The organism is Natrinema sp. DC36, assembly GCF_020405225.1.
GTDB lineage: Archaea > Halobacteriota > Halobacteria > Halobacteriales > Natrialbaceae > Natrinema.
This window is the reverse complement of sequence record NZ_CP084472.1, coordinates 2,042,117-2,054,805: the sequence shown is the minus strand read 5'-3', so window position 1 is coordinate 2,054,805 and position 12,689 is coordinate 2,042,117. Positions and strand designations below refer to the sequence as shown.

General features: G+C 53.4%; 12 protein-coding genes. 2 read left to right on the top strand and 10 right to left on the bottom strand.

Going from position 1 to position 12,689, the window contains the following annotated elements:
- Window positions 1–10: 10 nt before the first annotated feature.
- Entirely contained in the window at window positions 11–259 is a 249-nt protein-coding gene (locus tag LDH74_RS10730) for a hypothetical protein (RefSeq protein ID WP_226042494.1), read from the bottom strand.
- Window positions 260–539: 280 nt separating this feature from the next.
- Between LDH74_RS10730 and LDH74_RS10725 the strand changes: the two genes are divergently transcribed.
- A complete protein-coding gene (locus LDH74_RS10725; protein ID WP_226042493.1) occupies window positions 540–845 on the top strand; it encodes a hypothetical protein in 306 nt (101 codons plus the stop codon).
- A gap of 4 nt (window positions 846–849) precedes the next feature.
- Here LDH74_RS10725 and LDH74_RS10720 read toward each other — a convergent pair whose 3' ends face one another.
- Entirely contained in the window at window positions 850–1,830 is a 981-nt protein-coding gene (locus LDH74_RS10720) for a hypothetical protein (RefSeq protein ID WP_226042492.1), read from the bottom strand.
- Window positions 1,831–2,362: 532 nt separating this feature from the next.
- On the opposite strand from LDH74_RS10720, the gene LDH74_RS10715 reads away from it, so the two are divergent.
- Window positions 2,363–2,755: a hypothetical protein gene (locus LDH74_RS10715; RefSeq protein ID WP_226042491.1), complete on the top strand. Its 393-nt coding sequence runs from the start codon at window positions 2,363–2,365 to the stop codon at window positions 2,753–2,755.
- A gap of 49 nt (window positions 2,756–2,804) precedes the next feature.
- Here the strand turns inward: LDH74_RS10715 and LDH74_RS10710 are convergent, their stop codons facing one another.
- The 8 genes from LDH74_RS10710 to LDH74_RS10675 form a co-directional block, all read right to left on the bottom strand.
- Window positions 2,805–3,218, bottom strand: coding sequence for a hypothetical protein (locus LDH74_RS10710; RefSeq protein ID WP_226042490.1), 414 nt, complete (start codon window positions 3,216–3,218; stop codon window positions 2,805–2,807).
- The gene (locus LDH74_RS10705; RefSeq protein ID WP_226042489.1) at window positions 3,215–3,889 is read right to left on the bottom strand and encodes a hypothetical protein; all 675 of its coding nucleotides are present in this window, start codon (window positions 3,887–3,889) and stop codon (window positions 3,215–3,217) included. The genes LDH74_RS10710 and LDH74_RS10705 overlap by 4 nt, the downstream gene beginning before the upstream one ends.
- Before the next feature lie 170 nt (window positions 3,890–4,059).
- Window positions 4,060–5,229, bottom strand: coding sequence for a hypothetical protein (locus LDH74_RS10700; protein ID WP_226042488.1), 1,170 nt, complete (start codon window positions 5,227–5,229; stop codon window positions 4,060–4,062).
- Window positions 5,230–5,286: 57 nt separating this feature from the next.
- On the bottom strand, window positions 5,287–5,733 hold the full coding sequence (locus tag LDH74_RS10695; RefSeq protein ID WP_226042487.1) for a hypothetical protein: 447 nt from the start codon (window positions 5,731–5,733) through the stop codon (window positions 5,287–5,289).
- Between the two features lie 8 nt (window positions 5,734–5,741).
- Window positions 5,742–6,116: a hypothetical protein gene (locus tag LDH74_RS10690; protein ID WP_226042486.1), complete on the bottom strand. Its 375-nt coding sequence runs from the start codon at window positions 6,114–6,116 to the stop codon at window positions 5,742–5,744.
- Window positions 6,113–6,352 carry a hypothetical protein gene (locus LDH74_RS10685; RefSeq protein WP_226042485.1) on the bottom strand — a complete coding sequence of 80 codons (240 nt, stop codon included), beginning with the start codon at window positions 6,350–6,352 and terminating at the stop codon, window positions 6,113–6,115. The genes LDH74_RS10690 and LDH74_RS10685 overlap by 4 nt, the downstream gene beginning before the upstream one ends.
- 74 nt (window positions 6,353–6,426) lie before the next feature.
- Window positions 6,427–7,458: a hypothetical protein gene (locus tag LDH74_RS10680; RefSeq protein WP_226042484.1), complete on the bottom strand. Its 1,032-nt coding sequence runs from the start codon at window positions 7,456–7,458 to the stop codon at window positions 6,427–6,429.
- 594 nt (window positions 7,459–8,052) lie between these two features.
- Window positions 8,053–11,625: a hypothetical protein gene (locus tag LDH74_RS10675; RefSeq protein ID WP_226042483.1), complete on the bottom strand. Its 3,573-nt coding sequence runs from the start codon at window positions 11,623–11,625 to the stop codon at window positions 8,053–8,055.
- Window positions 11,626–12,689: the final 1,064 nt, after the last annotated feature.

Here is a 12,689-nt window from a genome sequence, read left to right as displayed (position 1 = left end):
TAACAGTTGACTACCGAACCGGCTTGATCAGCACAGCACCGTTCTTGATTTGCGGTACGACCGCTTCCACGCCGTCTGGGAGAATCCCGAGTTTACGGAGGTCGGCAGCAGTCAGATAGACCGCGACACCGCGCGGTTCGCCGTCCGGAGAGCGCGCGACCGTGGCAGGTTCACGATCGGGTTCCGTGTCGGCCTCATCGGAGTTCTCTTCGTGTGCATGCGTGGACGTAGACGTAGTAGTCGGTGTGTCGGTACTCATTGGTCGATACCTCCATCGCGGGCGCGGGGAGAGCGGGAGATCGTCTCGTTCATATATGGTTGTTACTCGCTGTGTCGCGTATCCCGGTGCAACCGTTACAGCGGGCGTTACGGTCGCTTCCGGGCAGTTCTCGCAACCTAGTTGGTTGCTCTACTACCACCAAAACAACCACCTATATTAAAACTATGGACTAGAGTTGCCCGACTGAGCGAACGCACAAACGGACACAACCCGTAGGACTATACAGCAGGTTCATAGACATCTCTACACAGAAAATCAGATGTTCGAAACACCAATCCCGACAGACAACTGGACAATGTTATTCGATGAACCACATGGCCCAACCAACGACGGATGGGTAGCAGGGTATGAGTGCATACACGGTGGTTCTCGTGCTGAAATGACCGTTTATTGGGACGGCCCGCAAACCGACACTGTCGAAATCACCGTTGACGAATACGACAAGGCAGACGACAAAGGGGAACCAGACCGACGACCGGTTGACATGACCGTTCCTAAAGACGACGTTCAACAGAAAGTCGATGAGATCGGCAAGAGCTGGATTAATACAATCGACAACAACTAACGCGTCACTCGGCTTGCTCGAGAAGGTCGTTCAGCCACTGGGCACCTTTCCTGGCCACGAATTCCGCGTCCTCATCGCCGGTGTATTCAGCCTGTTCGAGAAGCAGTTCGATCTTGTCGCGCACGTCCGCGATCTCGGACGCAGGAACCATCCCTTCGACCTGCGCCGAAGACATTGACTCGCGGGGTACGTCCTCTATCTGTTCCTCGCTCGTACCGGCTAACGCGCCTGCATCTCGTAAGCGCTGTTCAACAGCAGCCTCCAACTCTTCATCGAGTTCCTTGTTAACTTCACCCTCCTGGAGTTTCTGCATCTCGGTGAAATCCCGGTCATCAATGTCCTTGTAGATCTGCCTCACATATTCGTAGCTCACGCCAAGCGCGTCCGCTACCGCGTTCTTATCGGCATTTGGATTAGCGCGATACGCAGCCAGAATTCGGTCTTTCTTCGTCGAGTCCTCAATGATCTCTTCGGGTGTGGCGGTAGTTTGTGCACTCATGGTGCCCTCCGTGTCTTCTTCAGGTTCGTATTCGTCGAGCCGCTCCTCAAGTTCGTCCTTGAGGCCATAGTCGATGGCCTCTACCCACGTCTCCCTGGGGATTTCTCCAGACTCAATATCGTTCAACAACTTGCTAATGTACTGCTGGGTGGCACCACTGATGGCCTCGACAGCTCTCCGGTCTGGATCGCGCTCGCCAGCCAGCCATGCATTGATGATTACCTCGCGCTTGTCGTACTCCTCGATCGGGTCGGCAGGTTCCGTCGACACACCTTCGATACGCTCAACCACATCACCACCGGAACCATAGGCAACGATGTCTCGGGTTGGCTTGAGACCGTCAACCCCTCGATGGTCACCTTCCGCAGACTCTGTGATGTGTTCCCGAAGCTCGCGGAGTGATTGACGGGTCTGCTCGCAGTACGGGCATTGCCACTCCTGAATATCGGAGTTTTCTGGGGCGGCAGATAGGGAGTTGTCAGGCATGTATGCAGGGCAACACCCGGGGTATGACGTCTGTCTTTACTGCTCCAGGGTTGCTTATGCACAACGTCAAGTGCAACCCATATAATAGTTGTCTTCAGTTGCCCTGGCTCAACTATCTCGAGCAAGCATACAAGACCCCTGTCGGCTGACTTCATGGATTCGATCGTACCCGCCATCGAACGAATGCAGCAAATTCAACTCTCGCAGCTGTGTTAGAGCGTCAGCGTACTCTCGCCCATCAACATCCGGGAATTCACGCTCGACACGACTGAACAGTACCGTATTGGAGATCGTGCCGTGCCTATCGACAGTCTCGAGGATTGTATAGCCGATCTGTTTTTGGCGTGAATCCGAATTCATCAGCTTGTCTGTGTCCATCTATGCCTGACCAGCGTATAAACAGAATTGCCACAAAGTGGAAGTAAAACCAACAGACAACTGATTCATTCACCGGAATACCTCGTTCACTCCCATGGTTTCTGGGATACATCGGAGAAGAACATATATAGTCTGGTAACCAGAAAAACTGTCTATGAGTATCAATATCCCAGAGACGCTTTCTGAAAAAGAATATACACTCTATGAAGACTCGCAGATGACAATCACACTGGTAGACGAAGATTCTCGTCCAGGTGCACTCTGTGTCAATATCTATCTCGAGCACCACGATGATTTCCCAGAGATCATTCCAGCCGATACCACGCATTGTGCACGATATGATGGCACAGCAGGTGATCCAAGCCACGTTTCAAAACTACCAGATGAGGAATATCAAACCGTGAAAAGCGCGGTTGACCAACTGTTGGACAGCCATGATGTAACGCTGACTGCACCTCAGGATGAATATGGCATTTGTCACACTTGCATGGGTGAAGATGGTAACTGTGGCATGATTGCGTTCGCCGTGAACCTCGAAGCAAAGTAGGGCAACAGTTCTACCCTATAATGGTAAGCAGCATCTGCGTTTGAAACTCTCACAACGAATAGGTTTCGTCCACCAGCACCATCGCATGCGACACTGTCGCGCTAGCCGACCACAGCGCCTTCACCCGCAACGACCCGTCTGCACAGTACTTCACTTGAAGTTCTCGACGACTCCCGGCAGCGACCGCCTCGATCATCACGGCATCATCACTGCTTGAATTCGTTTCTTTGACTGGGGCAATCACGGACATCACATCCATGATTTCGTTCCAGACAGCGCGGTAGTCGCTCGATTCCAGAACGGCAGTGACGCGTCGACCATCCACACCTTGGAACTCCCGATACTCGTCGTCGGAGAGCGCGACACGATCAATACGCTCGAGCAGACGTGCCGTCTTCACCAGCTGCGGCTTTTCGCTATCAACACCCTCGAGCCGACGACGCAGCTGGCACGTACCAGTCATGCGTCACCCTCCAATACGGTATGCTGGTCTGGGTGCTTGGCCGGGTCATCCAAGTCCGAATCGTAGTCGTTCAACGTCAGAATTTGCTGAGATCGTTTCCGGATGGTGACTACCGACGCGTCAGCCGCATCAGTAACATCGGCTTGTGTGATGTGCGTCGGTTTCCCCTGAATGACGTTCGCGGCGTAGATAGCGGCAGCAGCCAGACCAATCGGACGCAACCCAGCGTGCCCATCAGCGTCTTCCATCGTTTTCAGCTGACGAATTGCAGTCGTTTCACTCTCCGTCGACACGTCCAGCGTCGAACTCATACGCTGAATTTCTGCGAGCGCCTGCTGGAGATTCCGCGCCTGACTATCCTTTGTTCGATAGCGTTCGTCCCACTTTCGTAGACGCTTCATCTGCTTCTTCTTGGTCGCAGAAAGGCTGTTCCCGGACGCATCCTTATTCTGCCAACTAATCACCGTTGACAGGCCTTTGTCGTGCAGAAATTCCGTTTCGGGGGAGCAAGCACGGTCACGATCAGATTGCTCAGAAGCGTCGTAGGCATGCCACTCGGGGCCATAATCCATACACGTGTTGTTAACGACGAGACCACACGACATGCACACTTCTTCCTTAGTGGAGTCAGTCTCGAGGCGGCTATCAGATTCAGGGTAGGTGTTCCTCATCTGAGCCACCTCCGTGATCGTCGTTGCTGGGAACGAGCATCAGAACGCCATTAGAACCGTACACAGCGATGAAGTCCCCTGCCCCAATCCCGAGTTGCTCAACTGCCTTGGGTGGGATCGTGAGGCGGGTACTGCCACCATGCTGGATTGCCTTCCGCTCACCATGATATTTATTCGTCATCGACGCCCACCCGTAATGAGCCAGCACGTGCATCCTTGACTTGGCGGCGCACCAGCTCACAAATCTCCGCGATAACGTCCTCACAGAAATCTCGCTTCGCAGCCTCAGGGTCGTGCCCATCCGTAGTGTGGTCATCCAGAGCTCCGTCGTGCCTGATAGTAAGCTTCCAGATCCCTTCGACGCGCTCCGACGTAACGTCGATATTCTTCGGATGGAACCCAGCACTAATCAGTTCAATTACGGCTTCTCGACGATGCTCGCTCCACTGCTCGGCAACGCGCTGGGCTGCCTGGCTAGCGAAATCGTTGAGAATCTCAGGCTCGTAATGGTAGAGATCCGCAACAGAGTCTGGAGACACCGACCATGATGGTGTTTCAGCCTGACTAATGGAATGCAGTTCCTCAATCGGGCCAACGTCTTCGGTCATGTCATCGGTGTCTATCACGACGGGTTCATCGTCGCGCCATTCGCCGTTCAGTGGGCGTGCGGCGTGCAGGATAGTGGTCTGACCGTCAAATTGAGTAGCGTCGGAGTCGAGTTCAACGTACGCAGACGTGACCTCAAATCCAGGGTCATCTGGTACTCCGTCGGTCGTCTCCCAGCGCGTCAAATCAATCGTTCCGGTGAACGTCTGGGAGTCAACTTGAAACACGACTCTATCGCCTTCACAAAGTTGGATAATGTCGGCCACCCTCGACGGCGGTTCCACAGACGATGGCGTTATTTCGACACCACCGTCGGCAACCATGATGTCACCACCGCTATCGTCATCGTAATCGTCAGAGGCGCTCGAACTAACCGGCTGACAGAACTTGATTTGATCGTAGTGGTCGAACTCACCGGCCAGGTGTTCAACGACATCGATCGGCAGGTCGGCCATATTCTTGCGAAGTTGTCGATCCAAGTGCGCGATCTGGGAAGGATTCAGATCGAGATCGTCTACGAATGCGTGCCCGAACTCCGTAGTCTGGTACTCGCCAGCGAGGTATTGATCGTGGATTGTGGCGAGTTCGCGGTCGATAGCGACGACTTCGTTAACGGATCGCAGTGTTGTGATGTGTTCGTGATTCAGTTCTACAGTCGGTCGATTGGAGGGTTTTTGTTGTTCCATTGTTGGATTTTCCAGCGGGGTCGCAGTGCCACCAATTGCTTTCTTCATCGGTGGCGAGTCCTACAGTCGAGCATGACCTCGATGGCGCCGTGAACGCGCTGCCAGTCAGTATTGAAGTTCCAGTCGGAACTTCTCGCCATTAGCCTCGATTTCGGTATGGAAGTCGATTCGAGATTCCCACGTGTCCGTATACACGTCGTCGTCACAGTCGAAATCCGCCAAATCTTCAACCTTGAGATAGTCGACACCGTGTTGCAATTCACGGTAGGTATTGAACGATAGGCATTCCCATCGGATATTCCGTACTGCTGTTTCTTCGTGCGTCAGAATTCGGAGGATATGGCTATGGCCTTCAGATTCCTTTAGGGCTCCTTTGATAGCATCTACAATTGTCTCCTGGTACGCTTCGATGAATTTCGTCTCGACATCCGTTTGTGTATTTGTTTGTTCCATAGTTGTATTCTCCAGCGGGGTCGCAGTGCCACCAAGTTGTTTTTCAGCGGTGGCGAAGCCCAGAATCGGTCGTGAACCGACGGCGTCGTAAACGCGCACCGGGTCGTTCAGCGGAAGTCGATAACCAAGCGTTTCAGGGTGTCAATTTCTTTCTGGAGTTGATCGGTAATCCTCTGCTTTGCCTCCTCAGTTCCCAAGAATGGCTTTGCGTGCATACCGATCGAAAGGTCGGGATCGTTGTCCGGCATCCAGTGCTCTCCTTGACGGGTCTTCACGCAGACTTGTTGTGTCAGCGTTGGTTCTCCGTCTTCAATTTCCAGGGTATAATCGGCGGTAGCCCCGGTATACCGTTTGTCCGAGGTGCGCGCTTCATGGAAGAGTTCGCTGAACGGTGTGTCTGCGAGTGAATCGGCTTCCCGTACTTGGTTGTGGATCGTTTCGATTGCGTCGAGCTTCTGTTGGTTACTGTTGCTTTCAGTCATAGTTGGGCAGCCTCAATGATGTACTCGGTTGTTCGGGTATCCACGTTGGTGTGACTCAGCTGGGTTTTGAGATCTTCGACAGATTCAGCTGTGTCAAGAGCGTGTACAGCCTCAATTTGATCGTGCCCGTAGAGTGGGGAGTGACCGGCTGTAACCAGTTTTCCGTTGAGTTCCGCGCCTGTGAGGGAGGGGATTAGTACGTCCGTCTTGTCGAGATTTGTTATTGTATCGTCCATCGGCAATTACACTTATGACATATATTGTATAAAGTGTTGTGCAATACTATTAAATGCAACCAACAAAAGAGAGACTACTTCTGATCTTGAGACCCGTAAAATAACTCAGGACGCCACTCCTTCAGGTCGTCGACCATCATTTTGAACGTCATCACGTGCTCGACCGGCGGATGATTCAACTCCGAAATCTCCGGCTCTACATCCTCAAGACGCTGATTATACGTGTCTCGATGATTCCGCATCGCAAGCGTCTCCGGAATCGGACGACTCAATCCAGTGTATCCGCGCATCGTCAGTTCCTCCAACACCCCAACCAACACATCACGCGTCGGAAACACCCACCAGGAATCCCCACGCAGGTAGGCAAGCTTCGTTGCGTCCGTGACAATCCCGTCGACGTCACTCGTTCCGGTTTCCACTTCAAAGACATGGCGCGTGTGCTTGTCGACATCCTCGCCGTTCACGAATTGTAGTCCGCCCTTCTGCCACATGCAGAAGTCCAGCTCGGCACCCTCGATCGTCGGGTACATCTCGGGAAGCATCTGGTCGTTCCAGTCCCACTTCTCTTCGCTCCACCAATTGGTGAGATGCATTCCGAGTCTGTGCACGACGTTCTCTCCGGTATCCCCGACGTTTTCGCCGCTGAATGTTCGGTCGACGAGGTCGCGCCCGCTCGGTGTCAAATTGTAGAATCGGCGGTTGATGATGCGTTCTCGCGGTTCAGAGTCGATGTATGGAGGGCCAACCAGGTCGAGACGTTCGAGGAGTTCGAGGTTCGGATCGAACCAGTCCACCAACCATCGATGCCCCTCGCTGATGTAGTGCGTACGCGTGACTCGTTCGCCGGTTTCGTGGTCTTTGAAGTAGATTTCGCCGTCGATCTCGAGCCATCCGAGGCCTGCGACGAACTTCAGGTCGGCCTCGGTGATCGGGTATTCCTCGCGGTACTTCTTCCACAGGTAGTTTACCTTGGCTTCCTCCCCAATGCGTCGTGATCGACGCTCGACACCACGCTTCACTTCTGCGCAATGCTCATAGAGTTTCTTGTGTTTGGTTGACCCGTCGCTGTGCTGCTGCCCGGGATTATTTGTAGGCTGGCTAGCCATACTTACAACAGGAATTAGTTACAATTAAGTGTTGTTACAGCTATACGATCGATCGTTCGTACTATCCAGCAGACAGGTTATGGTGAGCGCCACAACCCCCGATTTGTTACAGCTATGTATTACGTTACAGCTATACTTTCAATGGGATGAACGCAGAACCTTCACTTGTTACAGCTTCTGCAAATAGAGTAAGAGAATAACAAAAACCGGCCATACAAAAACCAAAGATGTCAAGATATCTGACTCAAATGCCGACACGCTTGAAACAAGGGTGGTGCCAGCCAAAGCGATCCGGCCCAGCAGGTAACACTACCTAACAGGATAATTAGAAATACGCACCACCACTATAAAAAGAAACAACCGCACATAGCTATCGCGAACTAACAACGAGACGTCGCACGTAGATCTCGAACTTCTCTCGAGTCCCAGCCAAATGCAAGCACTCTGGGGCCTGCTGTCCAAGCCGATTAAAGTCGCTCGCATCAGTGATGATCCCGTCGTTCACAGCCTGTTCCATCAGCTCCATCGGGAGGATTCCCTCGCTGTGTGCGATCTCGCTCAACTCAGCGGGATTGATTTTGGAAGCTGGCGCCATCACTCATCGCCTCCGAGGTAGCGGAACACGTTCCCACCGACATTCTCAACAACACCATCACTCTCGAGTTCGTTCATCGCCAACAGCATCGTCTTCGGGTGCGCGTCGATCTTCGGGGCGAACGACGGAACGGACACGTCATCGCCCTCATCGAAGCGGGCAGAGATCTGTCTGTGTGCACGCTCAGCGAGTTCCTCAACACTCTCGTCATCATCACCCTGCGATTCGGTGGAATCCTCATCAGTGGTGTCTGTGTCTTCAGAATTAGGTGTGTCGCCACCATCAGCAACAGCGGTCAAGATTACATTGTTACCAGCATCAGCATGACCGGTGTAACCGACGCCTTCCTGAATCTTCTCGACCTTCGTCGTGCCCTTCACGATTTCCAGCTGGAGCGACCCATTGTACGGGCTGACGCGCACGTCTTCCAGTACGTACCGCTCATCTTCCTCGAGCGGGGCCTTCCCGTCAAGGTCGCACCCAACCCAATCGACGATATCGATAGTGCCGGTCGAGTCTGAAATCACGCCCTGTGCCTCTGGGCCGTGCTCCGAATCGGTATCCCAGTTATTCACCCTCACCGTCACCGTCACGTACGGATTCCCTTCATTCGAAAGGTCATGAACAGCCGTCGCGACCGCCTCGAGCGACTCAGGATTCTCGGCTGGAGAGTCTTCCTCGTCACCGAGACCGAACGCACGCAGATTAAAATCCAGTTGCTCCGCAGTAGCATCAGGATCGATGCGCGCACACCGATTCAATGGCGTTGAATTCTGCGAGTCAGTAATCACGTACGAGTCATCGTCATCTGCTGCTTCAGCAAGGCGGTCTTTGTAATCAGACGGATTGTCGAACAGGTCAGCACCACCAGCACCGTGCCGGTGCACATACTCTGAAATTTCGTCGAGCGTCTGCCCAACGTGGTATGCAAGCGCTTCGTTCGTCTTCCCTTCGTTAATCACTGTGAAGTGCGTGTCACGCTCGAGTTCACCGACCATCGCAACCCGTGACATCAATTCGTGGAACTGGTCAAGGTGCGACTTACGTTCCTGCTCGGCACCGAACTGCTCCGCGATATACACGACTGCTTCTTCAATGTCGTCTTCAGACGGCACGTCAACACTATCAACCCCAGCTTCTTCGGCCATCTGCTCGGCAAACCGACGGAACAGCATCTGTCCGAAATGCACCGTCTGAACACCCTGACGAGACAGATTCGCGACGCCGTCAATACCGTACTTGTTGAATATCTCACCGACGTACTCTTGGGATTCCCGCCACAACGACCGCAATTCGTCGTCGTCACAGCCGAGAACGAACTGGTTGTACGCAACGGAGTGTTGTACGAGGTCGTACCCATCAGGGTACACCCATTCATCATTCGTGTCCTGGTAATCAATTCCAGCAAGTTCACAGTACGCCTGCTTCATCGGAGACCCATCCTGCACCGGCTCTTTGAGGAACCGCGTCATGATAGTCCGCCGCTGCTCTGCTGGCCCCTGAATCACTTGCTCACCCGTGAACACAACTGGAGCCTGCAATTCGTAGTCGTCGGTGGCCATGTCCGAATTACCTTTCTCGTCCGCCCCGCCGGAGGAAGACAGCCGGTAGAAATTATGCAGGTTGTTCAGCTGCCAGTCCTCCATGTCTGTAGGCTTGTACTCGTCGAACCATACCGGCATTGCGTTCGTCGTTGCCAGCGCACTAAGCAGCGTGAACTGCGTCGAGTCACACTTCTTTGGACTTTCAGGCAGACCGGCCATCGGCCACAGCACGTCTTTCAACGCGTGCGTCTTCCCAGACCCAGTTTCACCAGTGATCGATACACCGTTGAACTCTCCTTCCCAGTCCATTACGAGCGGCTTCAGCGGTGCCGTATAGAACCAGGAGAGAACAGGCAGGAAGCGTTCAGAGACCCGCATTGACGTCACCAGTTCCAGGATATCCACGATTTCTTGCGCGTCGTAATCGTCTCCAGGGGAGGGTTCCCATGCACGTTCGATACTGTTGCCCTGTTCAAGATAGACGTTATCTGGGTCGTCTGTCCAGCCATCAGCAGTCAGGCACCCGTCCGGTACGACGAATTCGTCACCGTGACGGCCCATCGTGTCCACACCGGTACGGATAGGAACATCTTGCGACGCGATCAGTTTCCGAAGCTCACCGATGTATTTGTTGCCACCGGTGTAGTCGGTACTAATCCCGGTCACAACGTGATTTTGGAATTTGCGAGAGTCGTTAAATACTGTCGCAGGAACGATTTCTTCGTACGATTTCTCGCCCGTTGACGGGTTGACTTCCAGTTCAATATGGCGCTCCCCGTCTTGATACAGGAACGATTTCGGGTCAATCGTGAAGTTCGTGATTTTCTTGAACCAGACGTCAGTCGCACCAGTGTCCGGGTCTGTTGTTTCAATCCATTCACCGTAACTCCCGAAGTGGAGTTCCAGGTCGGTCTCGACGTGGAACCCCGAATCATCGCTGGAAAACGAATCCCCCGGAGTGCTACCGTGGTAATCGATTGAGCACGAACACGCTTCGTCGACATCGAGGATGCCGTGCTCTCGCAGCGTAGACAGCGCTGGCGGGCACATGCCCTCATTCTCCATCTTCTCGACCAGCCGCGTCAGGTGCTTACGTGTCTTATGTTCATCATACTCGGTCGAGTCACCGAACGGCGCGTACTCTCCGAAGTCCTCAGTAACCGTGTCAACGTCGTACCCAGCCGCAAGCCCGAGTAGGCCAGCGTACGTGTCGATTTTGAACGCGTTCGGATGCTCCTCCCTCGCTTCAGAGGAACGGAACGACAGCGCTGCGTGGTAGCAGTCCGGCATTTCATCCGGGGCTTCCCCACGGTCGAAATCAACATCGACTGGGTTGGTCGGGTCGTGCTCGGCAATCGGTTCGCCGTCAATCTCGACACGATCCAGGACTTCCCCAACGGAGAGGAACACGGGTACTGTGGTGTCGTTCGTCACCTCGTACGTGCTGTCTTCGCACCCTGGAATGTCGGCAGGGGCGACGACGTGGGATTTGACTGCGGAGCCGCGCAGATCAATCCAGTCATGATTCAGGTTAATATCAGATTCCAAAACTGGGTCGTGCAGCGCAAAGTACAGGTGTGCGCCGCCGTTTTGCGACTTGACCATCGGGACGCCTTCCGCGTTCGTGACTTGCACGTCGTCAGCGTCAAATTCGTCGGTCTTGTACAGGTCAAGGTCGAAAATCAGCAGATGGAAGTCGCCATTGACGTTTTCAGTCGAGTCCATACCGGCGATACCCCAGCGGTCATGGGATGACTCCTGTACTTCTTCGTGCGTGTACACGTGCTCGGCCTCGTCGAAATCTTGACTGTAGCCACCCCATTTGTCAATCGGGTGCTTGGTGTCGGAGGCGATACGGATGTACCGGAAGTCGCCAGTGTTGAATTCGAGATCGACCTCACCGCCGTCAGTCACGAGGCGGTGTTCGGTCGAAGCGTCGGTGCTGCTGTTGTTAGTAGGGTTGCGCGATTCGTCTGTCGTGTTCTGAGAGACAGAGAAGTCCCCCAGGGAGGTTTGTTGTGCGGACATTGTCTTCAACCACGAGGCAGTTGGGCGGCGAGTGCGCGCCGCGCCTCACTTACCATTACGTATTCCCCAGTATGTTAAAAGTGTTTGGTGACTCCAACCAACTATAGGGACATTAGTTGGCCTCGGCAAACCACAGTAGTTCTACCAGCGCGAATTTTACGCTGGGACATACCGTTTTACGTTCATCGAGTTCTCTGAAATCGACATACAGTAGCATGGTCTTTACGGATTTTACGCATTTTACGGCAAAATGAGATACAGTACGTATGTGTGTAGAAGTAGTGAGAATCAGTACAGTTCTACCTCTTCGGCTCTCACATTCGTGGTAGGGTAGAAATAGGTGTAAAATGCGTAAAATCCGTAAAAGCCATCTTCCAGTCTTGCGATTTCCCGTTTTACACCTGTAGAAATTTGCCGTAAAACTCGTAAATCTCTCAGGGAAGGATACTTAACTCGTTGCCCGAGTATGTTCTGGTGGAACGACCGATCGTCGTTCCAGCTCGCCACAACGGAAAAGAAGGTCTTCAACCATGAGGCGGGCCATACGAGGGCGGGAGTAGTGCCCTGCCCATTCTTGGTAGGCAACGATTTGTACTGTTTTTCGAGCGTCTCATTGCTTCATAGCACAAACACTTATAAATGACTAGATTGTATTTTAAGTCAGAGGTGGAGTCTATCCCCTCGTCTTCAACCAAGAGGTACTCTCGTCGGTGGGAGTAGTGCCCCGCCAACTGCTTTTCACTTCCCGAGCGCCGCCCATACCGGTACCGGACGTGGTCGTCACACCCTTCGTTGTGAGTGGTGGGGTGTTCCCGGAGTTTTTTAAGTGGCTGATGGGGACTGCAACTGTATGCCGTTGAAACAACAAACGCTTGATGGAGAAATTTTGAGTCACAACCCGACCCCATCGTGTTCGTCGAGTCTGTCACGACTTGATCCGCCAGTGTGTCTGTTTCGAGTGATTTTCGACGCGGAGAGTGGTGGGATCACGTCGGAGAAGCTCTTTCTTCAGGATGGCGATCGGGATGGTCGGTCTTTGAGAGAACGTGCGCATATCGCTGCTG

What these genes read in the sequence shown, in the direction of transcription:
- LDH74_RS10705 (WP_226042489.1), bottom strand. Translation starts at nt 3,889, where the DNA reads ATGAGGAACACCTACCCTGAATCTGATAGCCGCCTCGAGACTGACTCC.
- LDH74_RS10680 (WP_226042484.1), bottom strand. Translation starts at nt 7,458, where the DNA reads ATGGCTAGCCAGCCTACAAATAATCCCGGGCAGCAGCACAGCGACGGG.
- LDH74_RS10725 (WP_226042493.1), top strand. Translation starts at nt 540, where the DNA reads ATGTTCGAAACACCAATCCCGACAGACAACTGGACAATGTTATTCGAT.
- LDH74_RS10720 (WP_226042492.1), bottom strand. Translation starts at nt 1,830, where the DNA reads ATGCCTGACAACTCCCTATCTGCCGCCCCAGAAAACTCCGATATTCAG.
- LDH74_RS10685 (WP_226042485.1), bottom strand. Translation starts at nt 6,352, where the DNA reads ATGGACGATACAATAACAAATCTCGACAAGACGGACGTACTAATCCCC.
- LDH74_RS10730 (WP_226042494.1), bottom strand. Translation starts at nt 259, where the DNA reads ATGAGTACCGACACACCGACTACTACGTCTACGTCCACGCATGCACAC.
- LDH74_RS10715 (WP_226042491.1), top strand. Translation starts at nt 2,363, where the DNA reads ATGAGTATCAATATCCCAGAGACGCTTTCTGAAAAAGAATATACACTC.
- LDH74_RS10710 (WP_226042490.1), bottom strand. Translation starts at nt 3,218, where the DNA reads ATGACTGGTACGTGCCAGCTGCGTCGTCGGCTCGAGGGTGTTGATAGC.
- LDH74_RS10675 (WP_226042483.1), bottom strand. Translation starts at nt 11,625, where the DNA reads ATGTCCGCACAACAAACCTCCCTGGGGGACTTCTCTGTCTCTCAGAAC.
- LDH74_RS10690 (WP_226042486.1), bottom strand. Translation starts at nt 6,116, where the DNA reads ATGACTGAAAGCAACAGTAACCAACAGAAGCTCGACGCAATCGAAACG.
- LDH74_RS10700 (WP_226042488.1), bottom strand. Translation starts at nt 5,229, where the DNA reads ATGAAGAAAGCAATTGGTGGCACTGCGACCCCGCTGGAAAATCCAACA.